General features: G+C 63.5%; 20 protein-coding genes and 1 pseudogene. 7 read left to right on the top strand and 14 right to left on the bottom strand.

Translation table 11 applies throughout. The annotated features are described in order from the left end of the window. The first annotated feature begins 7 nt into the window (after nt 1-7). The 4 genes from J1G37_RS23890 to J1G37_RS23875 all read left to right on the top strand — a co-directional run bounded on the left by J1G37_RS23890 (nt 8) and on the right by J1G37_RS23875 (nt 4,039). Complete coding sequence (locus J1G37_RS23890) at nt 8-1,108, top strand: sugar diacid recognition domain-containing protein (protein ID WP_207045730.1); 1,101 nt, start codon at nt 8-10, stop codon at nt 1,106-1,108. A 97-nt stretch (nt 1,109-1,205) separates the two neighbouring features. Further along, nucleotides 1,206-2,345 carry a glycerate kinase gene (locus J1G37_RS23885; protein WP_207045728.1) on the top strand — a complete coding sequence of 380 codons (1,140 nt, stop codon included), beginning with the start codon at nt 1,206-1,208 and terminating at the stop codon, nt 2,343-2,345. Nucleotides 2,346-2,400: 55 nt separating this feature from the next. After that, complete coding sequence (locus tag J1G37_RS23880) at nt 2,401-3,465, top strand: DUF1176 domain-containing protein (protein WP_207045727.1); 1,065 nt, start codon at nt 2,401-2,403, stop codon at nt 3,463-3,465. A gap of 61 nt (nt 3,466-3,526) precedes the next feature. Beyond that, on the top strand, nt 3,527-4,039 hold the full coding sequence (locus tag J1G37_RS23875) for a GNAT family N-acetyltransferase (RefSeq protein ID WP_207045726.1): 513 nt from the start codon (nt 3,527-3,529) through the stop codon (nt 4,037-4,039). On the opposite strand, the gene J1G37_RS23870 is transcribed toward J1G37_RS23875, so the two are convergent. The 3 genes from J1G37_RS23870 to ccoN all read right to left on the bottom strand — a co-directional run bounded on the left by J1G37_RS23870 (nt 4,036) and on the right by ccoN (nt 6,455). Next, nucleotides 4,036-4,728, bottom strand: coding sequence for an aspartate/glutamate racemase family protein (locus tag J1G37_RS23870; RefSeq protein WP_207045725.1), 693 nt, complete (start codon nt 4,726-4,728; stop codon nt 4,036-4,038). The genes J1G37_RS23875 and J1G37_RS23870 overlap by 4 nt on opposite strands. A 90-nt stretch (nt 4,729-4,818) precedes the next feature. Next, nucleotides 4,819-5,028, bottom strand: a complete 210-nt coding sequence (locus tag J1G37_RS23865) for a cbb3-type cytochrome c oxidase subunit 3 (protein WP_017735569.1) — start codon at nt 5,026-5,028, stop codon at nt 4,819-4,821. Then, on the bottom strand, nt 5,028-6,455 hold the full coding sequence (ccoN, locus tag J1G37_RS23860) for a cytochrome-c oxidase, cbb3-type subunit I (protein WP_207045724.1): 1,428 nt from the start codon (nt 6,453-6,455) through the stop codon (nt 5,028-5,030). The genes J1G37_RS23865 and ccoN overlap by 1 nt, the downstream gene beginning before the upstream one ends. A gap of 213 nt (nt 6,456-6,668) precedes the next feature. On the opposite strand from ccoN, the gene J1G37_RS23855 reads away from it, so the two are divergent. Together J1G37_RS23855 and J1G37_RS23850 are read left to right on the top strand one after the other, a co-directional pair. Continuing rightward, nucleotides 6,669-8,339, top strand: a complete 1,671-nt coding sequence (locus J1G37_RS23855) for a nitrite/sulfite reductase (protein WP_207045723.1) — start codon at nt 6,669-6,671, stop codon at nt 8,337-8,339. A gap of 76 nt (nt 8,340-8,415) precedes the next feature. Then, nucleotides 8,416-8,910 carry a hypothetical protein gene (locus tag J1G37_RS23850; RefSeq protein ID WP_207045722.1) on the top strand — a complete coding sequence of 165 codons (495 nt, stop codon included), beginning with the start codon at nt 8,416-8,418 and terminating at the stop codon, nt 8,908-8,910. Here the strand turns inward: J1G37_RS23850 and J1G37_RS23845 are convergent, their stop codons facing one another. Then, on the bottom strand, nt 8,911-11,106 hold the full coding sequence (locus tag J1G37_RS23845; RefSeq protein WP_207045721.1) for a tetratricopeptide repeat protein: 2,196 nt from the start codon (nt 11,104-11,106) through the stop codon (nt 8,911-8,913). 173 nt (nt 11,107-11,279) lie between these two features. On the opposite strand from J1G37_RS23845, the gene J1G37_RS23840 reads away from it, so the two are divergent. Then, on the top strand, nt 11,280-11,951 hold the full coding sequence (locus tag J1G37_RS23840) for a DUF3313 domain-containing protein (RefSeq protein WP_207045720.1): 672 nt from the start codon (nt 11,280-11,282) through the stop codon (nt 11,949-11,951). A 191-nt stretch (nt 11,952-12,142) separates the two neighbouring features. On the opposite strand, the gene J1G37_RS23835 is transcribed toward J1G37_RS23840, so the two are convergent. The 10 genes and pseudogenes from J1G37_RS23835 to J1G37_RS23790 form a co-directional block, all read right to left on the bottom strand. After that, entirely contained in the window at nt 12,143-14,692 is a 2,550-nt protein-coding gene (locus J1G37_RS23835) for a fused MFS/spermidine synthase (protein WP_207045718.1), read from the bottom strand. A gap of 139 nt (nt 14,693-14,831) precedes the next feature. Continuing rightward, nucleotides 14,832-16,418, bottom strand: a complete 1,587-nt coding sequence (locus tag J1G37_RS23830; protein ID WP_207045716.1) for an arylsulfatase — start codon at nt 16,416-16,418, stop codon at nt 14,832-14,834. 55 nt (nt 16,419-16,473) lie between these two features. Continuing rightward, entirely contained in the window at nt 16,474-17,475 is a 1,002-nt protein-coding gene (locus tag J1G37_RS23825; protein WP_207045714.1) for an HAD family hydrolase, read from the bottom strand. Further along, entirely contained in the window at nt 17,472-18,497 is a 1,026-nt protein-coding gene (locus J1G37_RS23820) for a BatD family protein (protein WP_207045712.1), read from the bottom strand. Before J1G37_RS23820 ends, J1G37_RS23825 begins: the two co-directional genes overlap by 4 nt. Beyond that, complete coding sequence (locus J1G37_RS23815; RefSeq protein ID WP_207045710.1) at nt 18,494-19,942, bottom strand: VWA domain-containing protein; 1,449 nt, start codon at nt 19,940-19,942, stop codon at nt 18,494-18,496. Before J1G37_RS23815 ends, J1G37_RS23820 begins: the two co-directional genes overlap by 4 nt. Further along, nucleotides 19,929-20,924, bottom strand: coding sequence for a VWA domain-containing protein (locus J1G37_RS23810; protein WP_207045708.1), 996 nt, complete (start codon nt 20,922-20,924; stop codon nt 19,929-19,931). Before J1G37_RS23810 ends, J1G37_RS23815 begins: the two co-directional genes overlap by 14 nt. Next, nucleotides 20,911-21,375 (bottom strand): DUF4381 domain-containing protein, encoded by a 465-nt coding sequence (locus J1G37_RS23805; protein ID WP_207045706.1) that lies wholly within the window; start codon nt 21,373-21,375, stop codon nt 20,911-20,913. Before J1G37_RS23805 ends, J1G37_RS23810 begins: the two co-directional genes overlap by 14 nt. Beyond that, nucleotides 21,372-22,295: a DUF58 domain-containing protein gene (locus tag J1G37_RS23800; RefSeq protein WP_207045705.1), complete on the bottom strand. Its 924-nt coding sequence runs from the start codon at nt 22,293-22,295 to the stop codon at nt 21,372-21,374. Before J1G37_RS23800 ends, J1G37_RS23805 begins: the two co-directional genes overlap by 4 nt. Continuing rightward, a complete protein-coding gene (locus tag J1G37_RS23795) occupies nt 22,292-23,266 on the bottom strand; it encodes a MoxR family ATPase (protein WP_207045702.1) in 975 nt (324 codons plus the stop codon). Before J1G37_RS23795 ends, J1G37_RS23800 begins: the two co-directional genes overlap by 4 nt. A 24-nt stretch (nt 23,267-23,290) precedes the next feature. Beyond that, nucleotides 23,291-23,527, bottom strand: a pseudogene (locus J1G37_RS23790) (hypothetical protein); the annotation flags it as partial.

Below are 23,527 nucleotides of genomic sequence, written 5' to 3'. Positions count from 1 at the left end.
TAGCCCCATGTTCGAGCTCGATCATGACTTGGCGCAGGATATTGTCGATCGCACCATGGCCATCCTGCCCTATAACGTTAATGTCATGGACAGTCAGGGCCTGATTCTCGGCAGCGGCGAGCCGGAGCGCATCAACACCCGCCACGAAGGCGCGCAACTGGTGCTGGCCAATGGGCGCGTGGTAGAGATCGACGGCCAGACCGCCAAGCACCTCAAGGGCGTGCAACCGGGCATCAACCTGCCGCTGCTGCACGACCAACGCCTGATCGGCGTGCTGGGCATTACCGGCGAACCGGAAGGGCTGCGCACCTACGCCGAACTGGTGCGCATGACCGCTGAAATGCTCGTCAGCCACCGCCACCAGCAAGTCGAACAACAATGGCGACGCCAGCGTTGTGATGACCTGCTGGCGTTGCTCCTCGCCGAAACCGGCGACTCCCCGCGCCTGGTGGACGAAGCCCAGCAACTGGGGCTCAAGCCCCAGCTGGCGCGCACGCCGTACCTGTTTGAACTGGGCCCGGGCCAATCGGCCGAAGCCTTGAGTGCCTGGCTGACCTCGCGTTACCCGGACAGCTGGTGTGTCAGCTCGGCGCAGTTTTCCCTGCTCTGGTGTCGGCCAGCGGCGGCGCAAGTGGACAACCCACGGTTGCTGGAAAAACTCGAAGGCCTGGGCTGGAACGTCTTGCGCGTCGCCGTCGGCGGGCAGGCGGATGGCCTGGCCGGCCTGCGTCGTTGCTACCGTCGGGTCGGCGACTTGCTCGCCTACGGCCGCGATGTACTGCCGCACTCCCGGCTGCTCACCCTCAACCGCTTTCGCCTGCCGGTGATGCTCTGGCGCCATCGCAACGATGACGCCCTGGACGAGTTGCTCAACCCCCTGCGCAAAGTGCTGGCCAAGGACAGCAACGGTCAATTGCAGGCGACCCTGCGCAGTTGGTGCGAACACGACGGGCAAAGCCAGGCCTGCGCCGACGCCCTGGGCATCCACCGCAATAGTTTGCGCTATCGCATGGAGCGTATCGCCGAACTCAGCGGCGTCGATCCATTGACCCTGGACGGCATGCTCGCCCTCTATCTGGGGGTGCAACTCTTACCCCAGGCTTTGTAGGAATGAACAACAAAGCCAAAGCGTACTTGTGCATCTGACCGGCGTCATTGTCGCTGCCAACTGGCAGCATGGGCGTTATAAAAACCGGAGAAAGCCCATGAAAATCATCATCGCCCCCGACTCGTTCAAGGACAGCCTGAGTGCAGAAGGCGTGGCCCAAGCCATCGCGGCAGGCTTGGCCGAGGTCTGGCCCGATGCGCAGTTGGTGCAATGCCCGATGGCGGATGGTGGTGAAGGCACGGTTGAGTCGGTACTCGCGGCGTGCAACGGCGAGTTGCGCAGCCAAACCGTGCAAGGTCCGCTGGGCGGCACGGTCGAAGCCCATTGGGGTTGGCTGGCCGAGAGCCACACGGCAATTATCGAGATGGCCGAAGCCAGCGGCCTGCAACTGGTTCCGCCGGGGCAACGCGACGCTTGCTCCAGCACCACGTTTGGCACCGGCGAACTCATCCGCGCCGCCCTCGACCTCGGCGCCCAGCGCATCATCCTGGCGATTGGCGGCAGTGCCACCAACGACGGCGGCGCCGGCGCAATGCAGGCGCTTGGCGTACAGCTGTTCGACGCTGAGGACCAGCTGTTGCCACCGGGTGGGCTGGCCTTGTCGCGCCTGGCCCGGATCAATCTTGAGCGCTTGGACCCGCGTCTGGCCGACGTGCGTTTTGAAATCGCCGCCGACGTCAACAACCCACTCTGCGGCCCGCACGGTGCTTCAGCGATTTTCGGCCCGCAAAAAGGCGCGAATCCCGCGCAAGTCCAACAGCTGGACGCCGCCCTCGGCCACTTCGCCGACCATTGCGCGCGCGCCTTGGATAAAGACGTACGCGACGAACCCGGCAGCGGCGCGGCTGGTGGCTTAGGGTTTGCGGCCAAAGCCTTCCTCGGCGCGCAATTTCGCGCCGGCGTCGAAGTCGTCGCCGACCTGGTCGGCCTGGATGCCGCCGTGCAAGGCGCCGACCTGGTGATCACCGGCGAAGGCCGTTTCGACGCCCAGACCCTGCGCGGTAAAACCCCCTTTGGCGTGGCACGCATCGCGAAGCAGCACAACGTCCCGGTGATCGTCATCGCCGGGACCTTGGGTGATGGCTACGAACAGATGTACGCCCACGGTGTGGAAGCAGCGTTCGCCTTGCCTTCCGGGCCGATGAGCCTGGAGCAGGCGTGCAGCGAGGCGCCAAGGTTGTTGCGCGAGCGTGCGGCGGATGTTGCGCGGGTGTGGCGTACCGCCGCTCGACGCTGACGCGAGCTCACAGACATGGGACAATCCGCGCCATTTTTCGACACGGAGAGTCCCCATGCTGCGCCCCGCACTGCTGGCCCTGTTCTTGACTGGCGCCACCTCCCAAGCCTTCGCTCAACCACCTGCTGAAACCGTGCCACTGCTACGGGAAATCAAGCAGTGGGTCGTCGGTTGCGACAACCTGCGCAATTGCCACGCTCTCAGTGCCCCCAGTGGTGTCGATGAAGAAGACTACAGCTCGCTGACCCTGCATATCTGGCACCAAGCGGGGCCCGAGGGGTATCTGCGCTTGCGCTTCGATCATCGTGGCGAGGGCGTGGATCTTTCTGCTTTGCGGTTGGACGGCCAGCCTCTAGGGCTGGAGCTGACCCGCGATTTGCAGGTTGAGTTGGACGATCAAGGCAATGATCCCGAAGCGCAGTCCTTCGGGGTGATCGACGAGGCGGCGGCACGGCGCTGGTTACAGCGGCTGCGCAATGGCCAGCGCTTACAGCTGCCAGGCGATGAGCAGGCGCACGTTTCACTGAGCGGATTGAGTGCGTCATTGCTGCTGATGGATGCCGTGCAGGGGCGGGTAGACAACACCACCGCGCTCGCCCGACCGGGCAAGGGCGCGGCCAGTGACGTGCCGCCGCGTTTGCCGACACCGGTGTTGCGCCAATTCACTCACGTGCCACCGTTGACCGCACAAGAACAGGCCGGGCTGGTAGCCGCCGCCTTGAAGGCAGTCACACCGGCAGAGGGCGAACCGGAGGCCCACGCTGGCGCCCTCACCGCAGAGCAGGCGATGACAGTGGTGCGTTATGACTGCGCGGCCTACAACTGCGAGTACGCCGTCAGCAGCCGGCAGCGGCAAGCGCCCTACACCGAAACCCTGCTTGACCTCGAACCGTTGCCCATGGACGGCGCAGCGCTACAAGGCTCGGCCGGCTATGACGAAGCCACCGGTACCCTGAGTTATTTCTATAAGCAGCGTGGGATTGGTGATTGTGGCGCGGGTGGCGTCTGGGTATTCGACGGCAAGTCCTTCCGGCTCAGTGAGTTTCACATGATGCCGCGCTGCACGGGTGTGTTCTACGGTGATTGGCCGTCGTTGTGGTCCACGGTTCCGGCCCCCTAGCCAGCGGGCAGGCGCGGCCTCTACACTGGTCGGCCACGTGTCTTTCAAAGGATGAAACACCATGCACACGCCTGAACCCCATATCGTCATCCAGCGCTTTACCGAGGCCCACCTTGAGGGCGTCGCCGCGCTCTATAACGAACCGGCGGTGTGCCGACAGGTGCTGCAAATGCCTTTCCAGTCGGTGGAGGCGTGGCGCAACAAGCTGGAGCTGGACAACGAGCGGCGCCTACAGCTGGTGGCGGTGCATGGCGGCGAGGTGATCGGCCAACTGGGGCTGGAACAGTTGCTGCGCGTACGCCGCAGTCATGTCGGCTCGTTCGGCATGGGCGTGGCGCCGGCCTGGCAGGGCAAGGGTGTGGGCTCGCGGCTGTTGGCGGCGGCGCTGGACGTGGCCGACAACTGGATGAACCTGCGCCGCGTCGAGCTGACGGTGTACGCCGACAACGAAGCCGCGCAGCAGCTGTACCGCAAATTCGGCTTCGAGGTTGAAGGCCGCATGCGCGATTTCGCCCTGCGCGACGGCGTGTTCGTCGATACCGTGAGCATGGCGCGCCTGCGCCAATCGGCTTAGTCCTGCAACGCAAACGCCACCGCAGCCTGCGCATGCAGCTCGGTGGTGTCCAACAGCGGTAGGTCGCTGTGCTCCGGTTTGATCAGCAGGCCGATTTCCGTGCAACCGAGAATGATCGCCTGGGCGCCGCGCGCGGCCAGGGACTCGATCACTCGCTGGTAGACCTGGCGCGAAGCGTCGCTGATTACACCGACACACAATTCCTCGTAAATGATCCGGTGCACGGCCTGGCGCTCGTCCGCCTCAGGCACCAACACGGTCAAACCGTGCGCGGCCAGGCGCGTCTTGAGAAAGTCCTGCTCCATGGTGAACGCCGTGCCCAGCAGGCCGACCGTCAGCGTACCGGCTGCCACTGCGGCCAACCCAGCAGCATCGGCAATATGCAGGAACGGAATCGACACCGCCGCCTCGATACGTGGCGCCACCAAGTGCATGGTGTTGGTACACAACACCACGCAATCGGCACCACCGGCTTGCAGGCGACGCGCGGCATCTTCAAGGATCAGCGCGGTGTCGTCCCAGCGCCCGGCCTGCTGGGCTTGCTCCATCGGGCCGAAGTCCACGCTGTACATCAACAGTTGCGCCGAGCGCAGCGGGCCCAACTGGTCGCGTACACGCTGGTTGATGATGCGGTAATACTCGGCGCTGGACTCCCAGCTCATGCCGCCGATCAGGCCGATGGTGCGCATGCGATGCTCCTTACAAGGAAAGTCGCTCCACCTTACCCATCGGCCGCCGAATAGTCATACGCAGTTGCCCGCCATTTGACCGGTGCAGTTTTACATGTCCAGGTTGATCCAACCCGGTTTGGCCTGCTCCGGCGCGACGGCATTCACCTGTTTGCCGGTGGCCTGTTCCACCCGCCGCGCCACGTCCGGGTCGTCGGCGAAGGGGATCAGGCTGGCTTCATCCAGGCTTTTCTCGGATTGCCCGCGCAAGCAGTACTCCACCGCTCCATACAGGCACAGCAGCATCAGCCAGCCCCACATCAGGCGATCCGCGCGTCGAGCTGCGCCAGGCGCGCATCCGCCACACGTACCGTGCGCCAGGTGTTGTAGGCCATCAGCAGCATGCCCGTGAGGAAAAATACGCCCCCGGCAAAACGCACCACAAACCCCGGATGGCTGGCCTGCAACGCCTCGACAAACGAGTAGGTGAGGGTGCCGTCATCGTTCACTGCGCGCCACATCAAACCCTGGGTGATGCCGTTGACCCACATCGACGCGATGTACAGCACCGTGCCGATGGTGGCGAGCCAGAAGTGCAGGTTGATCAGCGGCACGCTGTGCATCTGCTCGCGGCCGAACACCTTGGGGATCATGTGGTACAGCGCGCCGAACGTGATCATCGCCACCCAGCCCAACGCGCCGGCATGGACATGGCCGATGGTCCAGTCGGTGTAGTGGGAGAGGGCGTTGACGGTCTTGATCGCCATCATCGGCCCTTCAAAGGTCGACATGCCGTAGAACGCCAATGACAGCACCAGAAAGCGCAGGATCGGGTCGGTGCGCAACTGATGCCAGCCGCCTGACAAGGTCATCATGCCGTTAATCATCCCGCCCCAGCTGGGGGCCAGCAGGATCAGCGACATCGCCATGCCCAATGACTGCGCCCAATCCGGCAGCGCGGTGTAGTGCAAATGGTGGGGGCCGGCCCAGATATACAGGGTGATCAGCGCCCAGAAGTGCACGATGGACAAGCGATAGGAATACACCGGCCGCCCGACTTGTTTCGGCACGAAGTAGTACATCATCCCCAAGAAGCCTGTTGTCAGGAAAAACCCCACGGCGTTATGCCCATACCACCACTGCACCATCGCATCGGTCGCCCCGGCATACACCGGGTAGGACTTGAACCAATCCACCGGAATCGCCAAGTGATTGACCACGTGCAACATGGCGATCACCAGGATAAACGCGCCGAAAAACCAGTTGCCCACATAGATGTGCCTGGCCTTGCGCCGCACCACGGTGGTGAAGAACACCACCGCGTAAGCCACCCATACTACGGCCATCCACACCGCGCCGGAGAACTCGATCTCGGCGTATTCCTTGGTGGTGGTGTAGCCCAGCGGCAGGCTAATCAGCATGATTACGATCACCGACTGCCAACCCCAAAAGGTAAACGCGGCGAGGCGATCCGAAAACAGCCGCACCTGGCACGTGCGCTGTACCGCGTAATAGCTGGCGGCAAACTGTGCGCTGCCGGCAAAACCAAAGATCACCAGGCTGGTGTGCAAGGGCCGCAAGCGGCCAAAGGTGGTCCAGGGCAGGTCCAGGTTCATCTCGGGCCACACCAGTTGCGAGGCGATCCACACGCCCATGGCCATGCCGACCACGCCCCAAACGATAGTTGCGATGACGAATTGACGGACGACTTTATAGTTATAGGCCTGCCCGATTGTTGCTGTGCTCATGCTCAGTCCTCCCACGGTTCCAAGTGGCGGGCACTGTAGGAAGGGTGGGTAAAACAAAACAGACTCAGAAAAAGCTCATTCCTGCGGATCAGTTGCTTTGGCCTGAAAACGCGGCTTTCAGGCGATCTGATCCGCTTTTTAAGACTGCACCTGAATCTTCAACGCACTGCGCCGTCGGTGCATAGTCGCCCCATCATTTGATGAGGCCGTGATATGTACCAATACGACGCATACGACCGGGCGCTGGTGTTCGAGCGCGTGGCGCAGTTTCGTGACCAGGTCCGGCGCTATATCGCGGGGGACTTGAGCGACGCAGAGTTTCTGCCATTGCGCCTGCAAAACGGCCTGTACCTGCAAAAGCATGCCTACATGCTGCGGGTGGCGATTCCCTACGGCACGCTGGGCGCCGAACAACTGCGCACCCTGGCGAGCATCGCGCGGGATTACGACCGCGGCTACGGCCACTTCACCACGCGGCAGAACCTGCAGTTCAACTGGATCGAATTGCATCAGGTGCCCGATATCCTCGAACGCCTGGCCCACGTCAACATGCATGCCATCCAGACCTCCGGCAACTGCGTGCGCAATATCACCACCGAAGCCTTTGCCGGGGTGGCCGCCGACGAACTGCTGGACCCGCGCCCACTGGCGGAAATCCTGCGCCAATGGTCGACCATCAACCCGGAATTCCTGTTCCTGCCGCGCAAGTTCAAGATCGCCATCTGCTCGGCCCGTGACGACCGCGCCGCGATCATGATGCATGACATCGGCCTGTACCTTTACCACGACCGCCAGGGCAACAAACTGTTGCGCATGATGGTAGGCGGCGGCCTGGGGCGCACGCCGATCCTTGGGGTGCAGATCCGCGAGGGGTTGCCGTGGCAGCACCTGTTGTCCTACGTCGAGGCGGTGCTGCGGGTGTACAACCGCCATGGTCGCCGGGACAACAAATACAAGGCGCGCATCAAGATCCTGGTCAAGGCCCTGGGCATCGAGGCGTTTGCCCGCGAAGTTGAGGAGGAGTGGCAGTACCTGCGTGACGGCCCGGCGCAATTGACCGACGCCGAGTACGAACGCGTGGCCGCGGCCTTCGTTCCACCCACCTATGCAAACCTGCCGGGCACCAGCCTGGCCTACGGCACCGCGTTGACGGAAAACCCCGCGTTTGCCCGCTGGGTCAGCCGCAATGTAATGCCGCACAAAGTCGCGGGCTATACCAGTGTGGTGCTGTCCACCAAACCGGGGATCAGCGCACCGCCCGGTGACGTCACCGCCGAGCAAATGGACGCGGTGGCGCAGTGGTCGGAGCGCTTCGGCTTTGGCGAAATCCGCATCGCCCATGAACAGAATATCGTCCTGCCGGACGTACCCAAGGAGCACCTGCATGCCTTGTGGGCACTGGCCTGCGCCCACGGCCTGGGTGCGGCGAACGTCGGCCTGCTGACCGATATCATTGCCTGCCCAGGCGGCGACTTCTGCGCCCTGGCCAATGCCAAATCAATCCCCATCGCCCAGGCAATCCAGCAGCGTTTTGACAACCTGGATTACCTGCATGACCTCGGCGAGATCAGCCTGAACATCTCCGGTTGCATCAACGCCTGCGGCCACCACCACATCGGCAATATCGGCATCCTGGGCGTGGATAAAAACGGCAGCGAGTGGTTCCAGGTCACCCTGGGTGGCGCCCAGGGCAATCACAGTGCGCTGGGCAAAGTGATCGGCCCCTCATTCAGCGCGGCCGAAATTCCCGATGTGATCGCACGGGTGATCAACACCTTTGTGCGTTACCGCGAGAGTGAAGAGCGCTTTGTCGACACTGTGCAGCGCATCGGCCTGGAGCCCTTCAAGGAGCGGGTCTATGCAGGGCGGTTGATGGACGCGTGAGGCGTTAGTCATACGCGCCAGCGTTGCATCTGCCATGATCAGCCTACGCAACCTGGCTCACCGGAGGAGATCCGCAATGGACGACGTACAACAACTGGGCGAGATGCTTCGTCATTACGCCGACAGCGAAGCGCACAAGAAGCAGCAATTCGACGTGCAATCCGCCCGTTGGGCGCAAAAGCTCGGCGAGTTGTTCGGCCAGATCGAGCAGTGGCTGGAACCGGTCAAGCAGGTGGGCTTGCTGGAAGTGCACCGTGAAGCCTACGTCGCCAGTGGCCCCAGCGTGCCGCTGGAGACCTCGACCTTCAAGACCGAGAAACTCACGGTGCAGATCACCGGCAAAAGCGTCGAGTTTGTGCCGGAAGTGATGGGCGCAGGTGCGCTGATCTCGGTGTCGGTGATGGGCCTGACCGCCGCCCGCCACGGCAGTGTGTCGCTGGTGCTGCCGGCGGACAAGCACGATTGGCTGTGGAAAAAGACCAACGGCCTCAAGGACCCGGACACCTTTGGCTTTGACGCGAATTTCCTGGCGTCGCAGTTGCAGAGCCTGATCCCGCGCGAACGCGGCTGATTACTTCAGCGCAGGATCGCCTGGGTTGAGTTTTTTCCAGCTCTGCATGACCACCTGCGCTTTTGGCTCCTGGCCATTTTCCAGGTAGTACTGGATCAGCGACAGCCGTGCATTACGGTTGTACGGCTGGCGCTGGAGCAGGTTTTCCAGTTGCTGGCAGGCTTCGTCGACCTTGCCGCTGTCATGCAGCGCCACCGCAAGGACAAAGGCGTACTGGGCACTGGTCGGCTCCAGGCGCACGGCGTTGCGCAAATACGCCATGGCGCTCGCGGAGTCACCGGCGCGAATCGCCATCAAGCCGCGGGTGTGTTGCAACAGCGCCGCGTCCGGGTGTTGCGCCAACTGATCCGTGATCAGGCCTCGCGCTTCTTGCCCACGGCCATTGGCCTCCAGCCACTGCGCCAGGGTCACCAGCGCCGGGAAGAAATCCGGGTCGCGCAGCAGGGCGCTGCGCAACTGCGCTTCGACTTTGTCGCCACGGCCGCTGGCCTGGTAGAGCATCGCCAGGTTGAGGTTGGCTTCGGCGCGCTCCAGCAGGCTCAGTTGCACCTGTTCGTATTCGGCGATGGCGCTGCTCCAGGCCTGACCTTGGCCGGGCACGCTGAGCAGATCCCGTGCGGCGAGGATGCGTACGGCGCGCACCGGGTCACGCAGCAATGGCCCATAGAGGGCGACACGCTCCGGCGGCGGGAGCAGGGCGCTGACCGCGCGCACGGCGCTTTCACGTACCTGCGGCGCCGGGTTGCCAAGGTCCTGGGTGGCGAGTTTCAACGCCTGTTCACTGGGGTAATTGGGCAGCTCGACCAGCAACGTTGCACGCTGGATCGCCGGCAGGTTGCCACGGGCCAGTTGCTCATACAGCGCCTGGGCGGCGCCCGGTTGGCCGCCACGAATCAGCGCCATGCTTTCGGCGTAGGCGGGTGCCTTGAGCACATCACGGGCGCCGGGCGGGATGCTGAAACTGTGGTCATGGCGCAAGTCGTTGCCCATGTAGACCTTGCCGGGCATATGGCAATCCACACAAAAGGCGCCGGTCTTGCCCATGTGCGCGGCAGAGTCGTAGTCCTTGGCCTGCAAGCCGCGTCCATCCACCGTGGCGATGGGCGTCTTGCCGGCGGTGTTGTGGCATTGCAGGCACACCGCGTTGCCCGGGGCCTTGAGTTCATTGCTGTGGGGGTTGTGGCAGTTGCTGCAGCGCACACCTTTTTCGGCCATTTTGCTTTGGGCGAAGGAGCCGTGTTCGAACACTTCATCCTTGATCTTGCCGTCCAGGGCATACAGCTCGCGGGTCAGCACGCTAGGCAGGTAGTCGTCCATCAGCCGTTTGCCGACGGTAAACCCATCGCCCAATGGAGCGCGGCGCGCGTGGCAGCGGGCGCAGGTTTCGATTTCAACGGTGGCGTCCTTGTCCTTCAGGTCCACGGCGAAGCCGGCGTGCAGCAGGTCGCCTTTTTTCGCCGCCCATTGCAGGTGGTTGGAGGCCGGGCCGTGGCAGGCCTGGCAACCGACGCCCAGGCTGTTCCATTGGCTGTCGAAGCTATTTTTCACAGGGTCGAAATTACGTTTGTAGCCGGTGGTGTGGCATTCCACGCACATGAAGTTGGCGTTCTGGCTGGGTTTGCTCCAGTGCAGCGGGTTCTTGAAGTTCACGCCCTGGCCCGGGTACAGGTGAAACCAGCGGTTCTGCTGCATATCCCACGCCACGCCAAGGGCTTGCAGGCGACCGTCGCCGACGTCGATCAGGTATTGCTGCAACGGCGCGATGCCAAAGGTGTACGCCACCTTGAAGTCGGCAGCCTGGCCATCGCGGCCCGGCGTATTGACCCAGAACTCGGCGCCCCGTTGATAAAACCGCGTGGTCTCGCCTTCGGCGCTGAACGTGACGTCATTGAAGTCGGCCGGCACCGTCTGCGCCGTCGCCACCTGCATCGCCAATTGGTGGTGGGAGCCTTGCCAGTCCTTGGCCTGGGCCTGGTGGCAACCCTGGCACTGTTGCTCATCGACCATCTGCGCCGGGGCAATCGCCGCTGGCTTGGCGGCGACAACGGGTGCTGACAACCGAGGCGTACTGGCTTGCAGGAAAAACCAGATCCCGGCCATGGCCAACAACAGCAACACAATCAATACGGGGTAGAGGTAACGACGGGATGCATCACGGTGGGGTACGGCTTTTTTGGCTTTTTTGGGCTCTGGCATTCCGACTTCCGCTGTCTTGATGCGTGGACGCTCTACGGCGCGCTTAAGCTGTGTGCAGCTTTGACGCAGGTCACAGGTCTGTCAAACCCGGGACATGAAATAACGGCTATTTCCCCAGAGTTGGCTATACCTACAGCTCAATGTTTCAGTGATGACCGCCAGGGAGTTCAATGATGAAACTAAGGCTAGTGATCAGCACGCTGTGTGTCGCCTCGCTCGGACTGACAGGCTGTGCCAGCAAAGTCACCCAACCGGACGAGTATTCCGGCTTTCTCTCGGACTACAGCCACCTCAAGCAAGCCCAGTCACCGTCCGGTGCCGAGGTGATGCGCTGGGTCGATCCCAAGCTGGACCTGAGCCGCTACACCGCCGTCTACGTCGAGCCGACCCAGTTCTATCCCAAGCCCCAAGCAACCGCGAAGATTCCGAAAAGTACCCTCAACGGCATCAATACCTACTACAACCAGGCGCTCAAGCGTGAGCTGGAAAAATCCCTGCCACTGGCCAACGCGCCTGGCCCCGGGGTGATTGTGGTGCGTGCGGCGATCACCGCCGTGAGCAGCAAGACCGAAGCCCTCGCACCCTACGAATACATCCCCGTCGCGCTGGTCGTGGCCGCCGCCAGTACCGCGTCTGGCCACCGTGACCAGGAAACCACCTTGGGCACCGAGGCGCAGTTCCTCGACGGTGCCAGTGGCAAGGTGATCGCCCAAGTGGTACGCAAAGGCACCGGCAAGCCGCTGGCCAATGAAGCCCAGGTGATGAAGGCCGACGATGTCAAAAGCGTGATTGATGGTTGGGCGTCGGACCTGCATCAGTCTTATGTAAAGCTGAAAAAACACTAAATCCCGCAGCACTACAAAACCAATGTGGGAGCGGGCTTGCCCGCGAAAGCGCTGGTTCAGTCACCTGAAGTATTGGCTGACACGCCGACATCGCAGGCAAGCCAGCTCCCACATTTTTGAGCGGTGCCAACCTGATCTGGCGTGTAAACCCAATCCCCTGTGGGAGCGGGCTTGCCCGCGAAAGCGCTGGTTCAGTTACCTGATGCATTGGCTGACACGCCGCCTTCGCGAGCAAGCCCGCTCCCACAAGGCGCTGCGCAAAACCAGCGGTAGTACGGGTTGGCACTGTCCTGCTGCAACACCTCCCGGATGTCACGCCCCCAGGCATCGCGATCACCGTCGTAGGCGTGCAGGCTCGCGCGGTAGAACTGCATCAGGCGCTGCTGTTCGGCGGCGAGGGTGCGGCTGAAGGCGGCGTCGGCGTTGAGCAGCGGTGCGGGCACGCGCAGGTCGAGCAGGGCCGGCAAGACGCGGCTGATCTCTTTGCTGCGTACCCACGGCGCATATTCGATGCGCGGCTGGTCATCGGTAACCGGCAGCGCATCAGCGGCGAAGCGCTCCAGGCCGTGGCGATCGGTGACCCAGGTCGCCAGCAAGGTGGCGGCCGAGTCGATGCCCACCTCGGCCAGCGCACGGCTGACGCCGGGTTGTGCGAAACGCTGGCGGATGCGCGTCGCGTCCAACTCGATGGGGTCGCGAGAGCCCACCAGCAGCATCTCGTGAAATTCGCTCGTCCACAGCGAGGCATACGGGAACACATTCAGGAAGCTGCGCACCAGCGCGCGGGAATCGTCGATGTTCTGCGTCTGCAACGGCAGCCACTGGGCCAGCAGGCCGTTTTTCTCCAGGCGCGTGGCCGCCAAGGCATAGAAATCCTGGGAATACAGGTTGACCACGCCAGCAGCGGAGGGCGGCGGTGGTTCCAGGGTAATCAGGTCATAGGCCTGCGGATTGCGCAGCAACTCCTGGCGACCATCGCGCAGGCGCAGGTCGATGCCAGGGTCAGTGGCCGCATTGAAATTGCCTTTGAACAGCGGCGCCGCGTCGATCACCGCAGGTAGCAGCTCGGCGACCACACGCTGTTCCAGGCCGGGATAACGCAGCAGCGCGCCGGCGGTTATCCCGGTGCCAAAGCCGATCACCAGCGCCGACTTGGGTTCACCGTTGTGAATCAACAGCGGCAGCAACGCCTGCACCCGCATATAGCGCAGGGACGGCATGGCGTCACCGGTATTGGACACGCCCTGGATATACAGGCGCTGAAACGCTCGCGCACCCTGGCCTTGGCTGACCACCGCGACCGTCGCGCCACGGCCTTCCTGATAAAACGCGAGGCTGGCATTACGCGCCCCCGGCAGCAATTTCGCCAGGCGATCCACCGGTGTCAGCAGTGCTATGGCCAGTGACACCAAGCCCAGTGCGACCACCGCTTGGCGCCGGCCTTTTTTTACGCCATGGCCCCGGCGCACGGCCAGGTAGCCTACACCGGCGGCAATCACGGCGAGCAACCCCAAGGTGCGCACCAACCCCAGCCAGGGGATCAGCACAAAACCGCAGAGTATCACCCCGACGATCCCGCCCAAGGTGTTGAAGGCCACGACCGCACCGACATCACGCCCCACATGGCGGTGGCCGACACTCAGGCGCAGCGCCAGGGGAAACGCCGCGCCCAGCAACAGCGTCGGCACAAACACGATGCACAACGCCGCCACTGCAAAGCGCGCGCTCATCCCTGGCAACTCGCTGCCGCCCAGGCCCAACACCAGCGCCTCGGCCTGGGTTTGCAGCAGCACCAGCCAGCGTCCGAGCAGGGCGATTTCCAGTAACGTGACCAGCCCCGCGCCCGCGATCAACAGGCCGAATACACCCCAGGGATCACGAATCCGCTCCACCCGGCGCGACATCAGTTGGCTGCCGATAAACAGCCCGCACAGATAAGTGGCAAGCACCACGGCAAACGCATAAGTGCGCGTGCTCATGAACTGTACGATGGATTGCGACCACACCACCTCATACCCCAACGCCACGCCGCCGGCGATGGCGTACAACACCAGGGCCAGGCGCGCAGGCGCTTCACCGCGCGTGGGCGCAACCACCACCGGCGCGTGATGACGCACAGCGGCCAACGCGCCCGCCGCCGCGACGAGGTTGAACAGCGCCGCCACCAGCGCACTGCCACGCACGCCAAACTGCGCGATCAGCACAAACGCCGTGAGCAACGTACCGACAATCGCCCCCGCCGTGTTCGCCGCATACAAGTGCCCGCCGACCTGGCTCAAGCCCTTGGCGTCGATGTTCAGCGCACGCACCAGCACCGGCAGCGTACCGCCCATCAACAACGCCGGCAGGCCCACCAGGGCAAACGGCAGCGCCCAGGCCAGCAGGCCGATACGGGCTTCCAGCCAGGCAAACGGCTCGGCCGCCGTGCCCAGCGCCCATGTGGCGCCAACGCCGAACAGGGCGACCAATAATTCCAGACCGGCATACAACAGCAGCGGCCGCGCGAAGCGGTCCGCCAAACGGCCGAACAGTAAACCACCGAGGGCCAGCCCGGCAAAAAATGCGCTGATGCCGGTGGTGATTGCGTACACCTCCACGCCGACCACCAGCGACAGTTGCTTAATCCACAGCACCTGGTACACCAACGCCGCGCCGCCAGAGATGAACAGGAGGAGGGCGGGGATGAGGATTGAAGGGGTGTGGCTGACGGTTATCGGCTTGCTGGCGGTGCGTGTGGTCATAACCAAATCCCAAATTGCGTAGAGAACCCTGTGGGAGCGGGCTTGCTCGCGAAGACGGTGTGCCAGTCGCCGAATATACTGACTGAATTACCGCTTTCGCGAGCAAGCCCGCTCCCACATTTGCCCTGTGTTGTGTCAGTTATTGAGCACTGCCTGCTTTTGTCTTCTCGGCAATCTTCGCATCCACCGCTGAACGAATCTGATCAATGCTAAAACTCGCAGGCTTCTGGCTCGGCGGGTATTCAACAAAGGTTTCCAGGAACTTCGCCGACTTGGTCACCGCCACCGCCACCAGGTAGACGTTTTTCGTGCTCCAGTCGTAATACTGATCGGAGACCACGTCCGCACGTTCATATGGGTCCATGCGCAGGTTGAAGATCTTCGGCACCCGCAGGCACACGAAGGGCTCGCTCCACACCTTGAACCCACCGGGCGCGCGCTGTTCGCAGTACACCGCCTTCCAGTTGCCAAAGCGCGCCGAGACCAGTACGCCGTCATCGTTGAAGTAGTAGAACTCGTCGCGGGCGCCTTTGGGTTGCTGGCCGGTCAGGTACGGCAGCTGGTTGAAACCGTCCAGGTGCACCTTGAAGCTCGCGCCACCGGAAGTCGGTGCCCAGCCTTTGAGCAACTTGTCCTTGACCTCGGTATCCCCCGCAGCCGCCAGCAGGGTGGGGAACCAGTCCATGCCCGAGATCATCTCGTTGGAGACCTCGGCCGGCTTGATCTTGCCCGGCCAGCGGATCATCGCCGGTACGCGATAGGCGCCTTCCCAGTTGGAGTTTTTCTCATTGCGAAACGGCGTGGTCGCCGCATCCGGCCAGGAGAACTGGTTCGGCCCGTTGTCGGTGGTGTAGACCACGATGGTGTTGTCGGCGATTTTCAGGTCGTCGAGGGTTTGCAGGAGTTTGCCCACATCGCCGTCGTGTTCCACCATGCCGTCGGCGTATTCGTTGCCGGGCATGCCACTCTGGCCTTTCATCGAGTCACGCACGTGGGTGAACAAGTGCATGCGCGTGGTGTTCATCCACACGAAGAAGGGCTTGTCGGCTTCGGCCTGTTTCTTGATGAACGCCTGGGCGGCGGCCGTGGTTTCATCGTCGATGGTTTCCATGCGCTTGGTGGTCAAGGCGCCGGTGTCTTCGATCTTGCCGTCGGCAAAGCTGTGGATCACCCCACGGGGCGAGTTGGCCTTGACGAAGGCGGCGTCGTCCTTGGGCCAATAGGGGCGCTCCGGCTCCTCTTCGGCGTTGAGGTGATAGAGGTTGCCGAAGAACTCATCGAAACCATGGTTGGTGGGCAGGTACTCGTCCTTGTCGCCCAGGTGGTTCTTGCCGAATTGGCCGGTGGCGTAGCCGAGGGACTTGAGGGCCTGGGCAATGGTGATGTCGCGCTTTTGCAAGCCCACCGACGCCCCCGGCGCGCCGACCTTGGACAGGCCCGTGCGCAACGGCGTCTGCCCGGTGATAAACGACGAGCGCCCGGCCGTGCAGCTGTTCTCCGCGTAATAGTCGGTGAACATCATGCCTTCCTTGGCGATCCGGTCGATATTCGGGGTCTTGTAGCCCACCACGCCCATGGAATAGGCACTGATGTTGGTCTGCCCGATGTCATCGCCGAATATCACCAGGATATTCGGCTTTTCAGCGGCCCAGGCGGATGCCGAGGCCCCTATCACCGAAACCGCTACCAGCGCGAGTTTCGGCAGCCACTTACGTATGCGAGTCATAAGACTTGCTCCTTGGTAGGGCTTGAGTCGCAGTGCATGCGACCTGCGTGTTTGCTTATTGCACATCTGCTTGCACAGCTGGATCGAACGGGTAGATGCGGCGCCAGTCGCTCGCCATGTCCACCACGGTCCAGTGCTGTGTCTTGGCCAGGTCCAACGCCTTGTCCAGGCGCCCCACCTGAGAATTGCGGTCATAGGCCCATTCGCGCTGGGCGTCGGTGTGGTGCACCAGGCCCATCAGGCGCTTGCCTTTGCCGGCGGCGGTCCACTGCAGCATTTGCAGGTCGCCGTCGGAGTTACCGAAGGCCAGGATCGGCCTGCGACCGATGATGGCGTCGATGCTTTCCGGCTTGCCCGGGCCGTCGTCGTTATGGGCCAGCTTGGCGGTGCGCAGTACCTGAGGTTGGCCGTCCTTGAGTTGGTACTGGGTGACGAAATTCGAGCCGATCACCTGCTCCGGTGGCACGCCGTACACTTCTTCGGCAAACGCGCGCATAAACGCGGTGTCGCCGCCGGAGACGATGTAGGTCTTGAACTGCTGGCTGCGCAGGTAGTCGAGCATTTCCAGCATGGGCTGGTAGATCATCTGGTCGAAGGGCTTGCCGGTCTTGGGGTGACGGGCCTGTTTCAGCCAGTTTTTCGCGTTATCGATAAACGCCTCGGTGCTGACCCCGGTGTGGGTGGCGCCGATGATTTTCAGCAGGCCGTCCATGCCGCTGGCGGTGAGCGCCTGATGGTCGCCTTCCAGCACCGCCTTGAACGGTTGGGTGGTTTGCCACTCGGGGTGCTGGGGCGCCAGGCGCTTGACTTCGTCAAAGGCGAACAGCACCTCGAAATACGCCGGTTGTTCGGTCCACAGGGTGCCGTCGTTGTCGAACACCGCGATGCGTTCGGCGGGTTTGACGTAGTCCTTGGAGCCTTCGGTGGTGACCGCCTGGACGAACTCGATGATCTGTTTTTTGTTTGCGCCTTCGTGCCACGAGGGCAACGGGTCGGCGGCGAAGGCGGGCAGGCTCAACAGCAGGAACAGGGGCAGGGCAGAACGCAGCGACGTCATGGGAAGTCCTTTTCGTGACGGGGGTTCAGTGGAAGCAAGCGTAGTCGACGACACCACCAACGCAATGCAGCCCACGTATTTCGCGAGGTCCGCGCCATTCGCGGCCATAAGACATGCAACAGATAACCCGCGAGAATCAGCACCGCGATGGAGGCGATCCACAGCAGCCACTGCCGGGGGAATTGCCCGTGCCGCTGTTCGATGGCAAACGTCGGCGTGTAGGTGCTGATCGCCTGGGCCTCGACCGTCAGCGCCGGCCATTGCGCCACTTGCAGGCGATGGTTGCGGCTGTCCCACCACTTCACGCTGATGGCCGGCAGGGTGTAATGGCCGCCTTGTTCGACGCGGAACACCAGATGGTCGATGCGCTGACCACCGGTGACGGCGCCGCGCCCATCGTCGAGGTTGCTGATGCTCGGCGCTTGCGGGTACAGGCGCAGGCCGTTGATCGGCACGGTGCTTGGCGGGGGCAGCGACAAGCCTGGAGTGTTGTCGGCTTGCAGGGTGAGGGTGCGGGTCAGGCTGTCACCGACCTTGAGGTCGTGGGCCTCAAGGGTCTGGCTCAAGCGCACGGCACTGGCCACCAGCACCGGCTCGCCAGGCGCGAAGCCTGGGGGCAGGGTCGCGTCAAAGGCCAACGGCAGGCTCTGCGCACTCAACGGCGCGCTGGCTTGACCGGGTTGGGCGCTGACCGTCAGCGCCGGCACGTTGAAGTGTTGCGCCACGTTCGGCGTGATGCTGTAGCTATAGCGCATGCCGTAGAAGGTCTGCCCGTCGATCACCTGGGTGGTGTGCTGCGCTTCGCCATTGGGCGGCTGCACTCGCGCGCCGGGCAACTTGAGGTCTGGCAGGGTCGCTGCAGCGGTAAACCAGGTGTCGGTCAATACATCCACTTGCACCTGCAGCTGTTCGCCGACCACCACCGAGCTGCCCGGCAGCAACTGCGCCTGCACCCGCAATTGCGGTTCGGCCGCCCACAACGGCCCGGCGAGGAGCAACAGCACGCCACAGCAGCGATTCATGGTTGCACCGCCTGGTCCTGGAGGGCGAATTTACGCCGCAGGAAATTGGCCGGCGAAGTGGTCAGGTTTTGCAACCACAGCGCGTCGTTGTTCGCTTGTTCAGTCTGCACCGTCTTGCTCTGGCCCTTGCCGGGCGCCTTGTCGAACTTGACTTCATCGGGCTTGACCTCGGGGGTGTTGTTCGCCGCGCTTTCGGTGTCCTTTTTCAAGGCAATTGCCAGGGCCAGGTTGGCGCTGGCCTCGGGGAAATCCGCTTGCAGTTGCAAGGCGTGTTGATAGGCGCTGATGGCGTCATCGAACTTGAAGCGGCGCACCTGGATATTGCCCAGGTAGAACGCCGCTTGCGGCGTGTTCATTGTGGCGAAGGTGGCTTGGGCCAGGTCGTAGTCGGCGGCGTTGTAGGCGGCGATGCCTTTCCAATACGGGTCGACAAACCGTGCGGCGGCCTCGGGGTAGTGGTGGTGTTCGAAGGCCCAGCGGCCTTGCTGGTCCGGCGTGAGGAACGGGTTGGCCTCGGCCTGCGTCGGCGGCAACAGCAGGCCCAGCAGCAACACGGCGGTCCAGTTCAGGCTCCAGCCGCGCCGTACGCTGAACAGCACCAGCAACAACAACGGCCAGCACAGCCAATAGCCGGCGTCTTTCCACTGCAACAGGCGCTGTTGCTCGTCGGCGGCCTGGAAATGTTGCTGGGCGTGGCGTTCGATCCAGTCCAGGTCGTCGTCATTCAGGGTCAGGCTGGCCAGCGGCGCGTGGGTGGCCGCGGCCAGTTGCTTGAGCGTGGGGCTGCTGCCCAGGCCGAGGACCAGCACTTGCAGCGAATCTTCCTTGAGTGTGGGCAGTTGCGCGGCGCCATCGGTCACCAGCAGCAACGTGCCAGGCGACTGTCCGAGCAAGCGCTGGGCCTGACCGATCACCCCGGCGACGTCCTTGCCCGGCTTGTCTATCAGGTCGGTACTCAGCGCCTGGATAAAGGTGTCGAGCAGGGCGGGATCATCGGTGGGCGGCAACACCAGATGCGCGCTGCCGGCATACACCAGCAGGGCCGTGCGCGCGCCTTTGCGGCGCTGGATCAGGTCGTGCAGTTTGTGTTTGGTGGCGGTCAGCCGGGTGGGCGGCACATCGGCGGTGTCCATGGACGGCGACAGGTCCACGGCGAGGATCAGCGGCGCGCGGTTTTCGAGAAAACCCGGGCGGTCCTGCTGCCAGGTCGGCCCGGCAGCGGTGACGGCGCCTAGCACCAGCACGGCGCTCAGCAGATGCACCGGGCGCAACCGATGCGGGTCGCTGGGCGTAAGCAGCAGATACGGCAACAGGTGCGGGGCGATATGGCCGCGCAGGCGCCGTTGCAGGTCACGGCTACGCCGCCAGAGCAGCGGCAACAACGCGCCAAACATTGCCAGCAACAGCCAGGCGGGGCGCAGGAAGTGGAACTCACTCAAGTCCATCCGCCACCTCCCGTTTGAACCGTTGCGACCACAGCGCTGCGCCCAGGTGATACAGCGTGAGCAACACCAGCGCCGCCCCTAGCGGCCACCAGAACAGGTCGCGCTTGGGCTGGTGGCTGAGGGTGTTGACTTGATGCGGGGTGATTATGTCGAGGGTGGCGTAGACCTGTTTGAGGTTGTCGCGGTCCTCGGCACGGAAATAGCGGCCGCCGGTGGCGCTGGCAATCCCTTGCAAGGCACTGAGGTTGACCTTGGCTTCACCACTGGCCTGGGGATCGCCGATACCGATGGTGTGGATGACCACGCCCTTGGCGGCGGCCATGTCGGCGGCGTGGTCCGGGGTGATTGCGCTGCTGGTGTCGTTGCCGTCGGTGAGCAGGATCAGCACTTTTTGCGGCTCGTGGGCCTGGTCGAGCAACTTGAGGCCCAGGCCGATGGCATCGCCAATCGCCGTATTGGGCCCGGCCATGCCGATGCCGCTGTCGTCCAGCAAGCGTGACAGGCTGGTGTGGTCGAGGGTCAACGGCGCTTGGGGAAACGCGCCGCTGCCAAACAGGATCAGGCCGATGCGGTCGTCCTTGCGCTGTTGGATAAAGCCCTGCACCACCTGTTTGACAGCGGCGAGGCGGTCGATCTTGTGCCCGTCGGCGTCGGTGAAGTCCTGGGTTTGCATGGACTGGGAAATATCGATGGCCAGCATCAAGTCGCGCACCGGTTGCTGGCGCTCGATGGGTTTTTCCACCCACACCGGGCGGGCGATGGCCAGCACCAACAGGGCCCAGACCAGCAGGTTGAGGCACAACTGCGGGCGATTGGTGCGTGCGCCATGGGTAGCGGGGACTTCACCGACCGCCTGGCTCATGCCACGAAAAAACGGCACCCGCACCGCGCTGCGTGCTTCGTGGTACGCGGGCAAATAGCGGTAGGCCAACCACGGCAACGGCAGCATGAGCAGCAACCAGGGGTAGTCAAGCTGCCACATGGTGTTGCTCCACCCACGCTTTGCACTGGGCCAGTAATTGCGGGTGTTGCACGGCAAGAATTGGCGCGCCGTAGGCGAGTTGCGCCAGTTGTTCGCTGAAGTCCTCAGGCACCGGCGCACCGGCATGACGTTGCAGGAAGGCTTGCCACTCGGCGCCGCGCAAGGTGGGCACGCGCTGGTGCTCCTGCGGGGTCAGCGGCATCGACAGGGCGACGCGCTTGAGCAGGGCGGGTAGCTCGCGCAGATCACGGATGTGTTCCAACTGCGCCAAGGCTTCGCGCCGATAGGCATTGCGCCGCCAATGCAGCCACTGGCGCACGCCCAATACCAACAACCCCAGCACGAGCAGGCCCAACAAGACGCCCCAGCCCCAGGTCTGCGGCCAATAACTGATGGGCGCGGGCAGGCTCAACTCCTGGAGTTGTTCGATGCTCGGCACATGGGCGTTCACCGGCGTTTCCCCAGCTCATTGCGCAACTGCACGGCTGCGGGCAGGGCCGTGCTGATCATCAACAGCGGCACCTGGCTGCGGCGCAGCAGGCTGGCGACGTCCTTGAGGCGCCCGCCGAGAAAATCCCCCAGGGGTTGGCGCACCTTGCGTTGGCTCACCGCCAGTTCCACTTGCAGTTGACCCTGGGTAATCAGCAATTGCCCGCTGCTGGGCACGTTGAGCGCCAAGGGGTCGTACACCTGCAACGCCACCACGTCGTTGTGCGCCGACAGTTGTTGCAGCAGTTGCAAGGTGCGCGGGCCGGCGCCGGCAAAGTCACTGACCAGGCAGATCAGGTGATCATGCCCGGCCACGGCCAGGCATTGCTGCAATACCCTGTCTAGTCGGCTGTCGCCCTCGTGGTCGGCATTGCTGGCCTTAAGCTCGGCGTTGTGCTGCGCGATACGGCTGCACAAGGCTTCCACGCGCTTGCGACTGCGCAACGGCGCCACGCTGTCGATGCGTGCATCGTTGAACACCAGCCCGCCGACCCGGTCCCCGGCGTCAAACACCATCCACGCGGCCAGCGCGCCCAGTTCGGCGGCGACGGCGGATTTGAAGCTGCGCACCGAGCCAAAAAACATCGACATGCGCTGGTCCACCACAATCAGCGCCGGGCGGTCGCGTTCTTCGGTGAAGGTGCGCACCACCGGTTTGCCGGTGCGCAACGACGCGCGCCAATCCAGATGGCGCAGGTCATCACCCGGTTGATAGCGGCGCAGTTCATCGAAGTTCAGGCCGCGCCCGCGCAGACGTGACGCGTGGTTGCCGGCCAGCAGGCTGCCTTGTGGCTGACGTGCGACAAAACTCAAGCCCCGCGCCTGGAACTGCAAGGCCATCAACTGCGCCAGGCTGACGTAGACCAGGCCGTCGGCGTTCATGCGGGCAGCGCCACTGTACTCAGCAGGCGGTCCAGCACCTGATCCGCGCTGACGCCATCGGCCACCGCGTCATAGCTCAGTTGCAGGCGATGGCGCAGCACCGGGTGGAGCACGGCGTGCACGTTGTCCGGGGTGACAAATGCCTGGCCCTGCAACCACGCATCGGCACGGGCGCAGCGGTCCAGGCCGATGCCGCCACGGGGGCTGGCGCCGAGGCTGATCCAGCGCGCGAGGTCGGGGTCATAGTCGCCAGGGTGGCGGGTGGCGTTGATCAGGTCGATCAGGTAGCGGTCGATGGCCGGGGAGACCTGGATCGCGCTGACTTCCTGGCGCGCGGCGAAGATCACCGCCTGCGCCAGGGTGAAACCCTGGATGGCCTGGGTCGCAGTGGCCTGTTCCTCTTCGCGCAGCAGGCGCAACACCTGGCTTTCATTGTCGGCGCTGGGGTAATCCAGCAGCAGTTTCATCACGAAGCGGTCCATCTGCGCTTCCGGCAGCGGGTAGGTGCCTTCCTGCTCGATGGGGTTTTGTGTGGCGATCACGATAAACAACGGCGGCAACGGGTGACTGGCGCCGGCCACGGTGATCTGGCGTTCTTCCATGGCTTCCAGCAGCGCGGCCTGGACCTTGGCCGGGGCGCGGTTGATTTCATCGGCGAGGATCAGGTTGCCGAACAACGGCCCGGGCTGGAAACGGATCTGGTTCTGGCCGTCGACCTGGTGCAGCACTTCGGCGCCGGTGATGTCGGACGGCAGCAGGTCAGGGGTGAACTGGATGCGGCTCATCTGTGCGTCCAGGTGCCGAGCCAGGGCCTTGACGGTGCGGGTCTTGGCCAACCCCGGCAGGCTTTCCAGCAACAGGTGACCGTTGGCCAACAGGCCGAGCAGGATCTGGCGGATCACCTGGTCCTGGCCCAGGACACTTTCGGCCATGCTGGCTTGCAAGGCCTTCACATCATCGAGCGCTGTCATGCCATTGCTCCTTGAAAGGCTGGATCACCAGGGGGCGGCGACCACGATGTACTGCACCGAACTGCCGACGTAACGCGGCTGATACCAGGTCGGCCCGCAATGCTGGTAGGCCACGCCGTTGGCGACCACCGACACACATTCCGCCGGCACCGCGCTGACCTGGGTGCCGATGGCGAGGATCGTTGCCGTGGTGGCCCCGACCACCGCTGCCGCCGCCCAGGGGTGATACCAATCATCCGGGTGCGGAGGAGGCGGTGGTGG

This window comes from Pseudomonas sp. Marseille-Q1929 (assembly GCF_017316265.1).
Taxonomy (GTDB): Bacteria; Pseudomonadota; Gammaproteobacteria; order Pseudomonadales; family Pseudomonadaceae; genus Aquipseudomonas.
This window is presented reverse-complemented; position numbering and strand designations above follow the sequence as displayed.

Excerpts from the sequence above, each read along its gene's own strand:
- J1G37_RS23795 (WP_207045702.1), bottom strand. The coding sequence starts at position 23,266 with ATGACAGCGCTCGATGATGTGAAGGCCTTGCAAGCCAGCATGGCCGAA.
- ccoN (WP_207045724.1), bottom strand. The coding sequence starts at position 6,455 with ATGAGCACAGCAACAATCGGGCAGGCCTATAACTATAAAGTCGTCCGT.
- J1G37_RS23880 (WP_207045727.1), top strand. The coding sequence starts at position 2,401 with ATGCTGCGCCCCGCACTGCTGGCCCTGTTCTTGACTGGCGCCACCTCC.
- J1G37_RS23825 (WP_207045714.1), bottom strand. The coding sequence starts at position 17,475 with ATGACGTCGCTGCGTTCTGCCCTGCCCCTGTTCCTGCTGTTGAGCCTG.
- J1G37_RS23830 (WP_207045716.1), bottom strand. The coding sequence starts at position 16,418 with ATGACTCGCATACGTAAGTGGCTGCCGAAACTCGCGCTGGTAGCGGTT.
- J1G37_RS23840 (WP_207045720.1), top strand. The coding sequence starts at position 11,280 with ATGAAACTAAGGCTAGTGATCAGCACGCTGTGTGTCGCCTCGCTCGGA.
- J1G37_RS23870 (WP_207045725.1), bottom strand. The coding sequence starts at position 4,728 with ATGCGCACCATCGGCCTGATCGGCGGCATGAGCTGGGAGTCCAGCGCC.
- J1G37_RS23875 (WP_207045726.1), top strand. The coding sequence starts at position 3,527 with ATGCACACGCCTGAACCCCATATCGTCATCCAGCGCTTTACCGAGGCC.
- J1G37_RS23835 (WP_207045718.1), bottom strand. The coding sequence starts at position 14,692 with ATGACCACACGCACCGCCAGCAAGCCGATAACCGTCAGCCACACCCCT.
- J1G37_RS23855 (WP_207045723.1), top strand. The coding sequence starts at position 6,669 with ATGTACCAATACGACGCATACGACCGGGCGCTGGTGTTCGAGCGCGTG.
- J1G37_RS23815 (WP_207045710.1), bottom strand. The coding sequence starts at position 19,942 with ATGGACTTGAGTGAGTTCCACTTCCTGCGCCCCGCCTGGCTGTTGCTG.
- J1G37_RS23885 (WP_207045728.1), top strand. The coding sequence starts at position 1,206 with ATGAAAATCATCATCGCCCCCGACTCGTTCAAGGACAGCCTGAGTGCA.
- J1G37_RS23865 (WP_017735569.1), bottom strand. The coding sequence starts at position 5,028 with ATGTGGGGCTGGCTGATGCTGCTGTGCCTGTATGGAGCGGTGGAGTAC.
- J1G37_RS23820 (WP_207045712.1), bottom strand. The coding sequence starts at position 18,497 with ATGAATCGCTGCTGTGGCGTGCTGTTGCTCCTCGCCGGGCCGTTGTGG.
- J1G37_RS23810 (WP_207045708.1), bottom strand. The coding sequence starts at position 20,924 with ATGTGGCAGCTTGACTACCCCTGGTTGCTGCTCATGCTGCCGTTGCCG.
- J1G37_RS23890 (WP_207045730.1), top strand. The coding sequence starts at position 8 with ATGTTCGAGCTCGATCATGACTTGGCGCAGGATATTGTCGATCGCACC.
- J1G37_RS23850 (WP_207045722.1), top strand. The coding sequence starts at position 8,416 with ATGGACGACGTACAACAACTGGGCGAGATGCTTCGTCATTACGCCGAC.
- J1G37_RS23800 (WP_207045705.1), bottom strand. The coding sequence starts at position 22,295 with ATGAACGCCGACGGCCTGGTCTACGTCAGCCTGGCGCAGTTGATGGCC.
- J1G37_RS23845 (WP_207045721.1), bottom strand. The coding sequence starts at position 11,106 with ATGCCAGAGCCCAAAAAAGCCAAAAAAGCCGTACCCCACCGTGATGCA.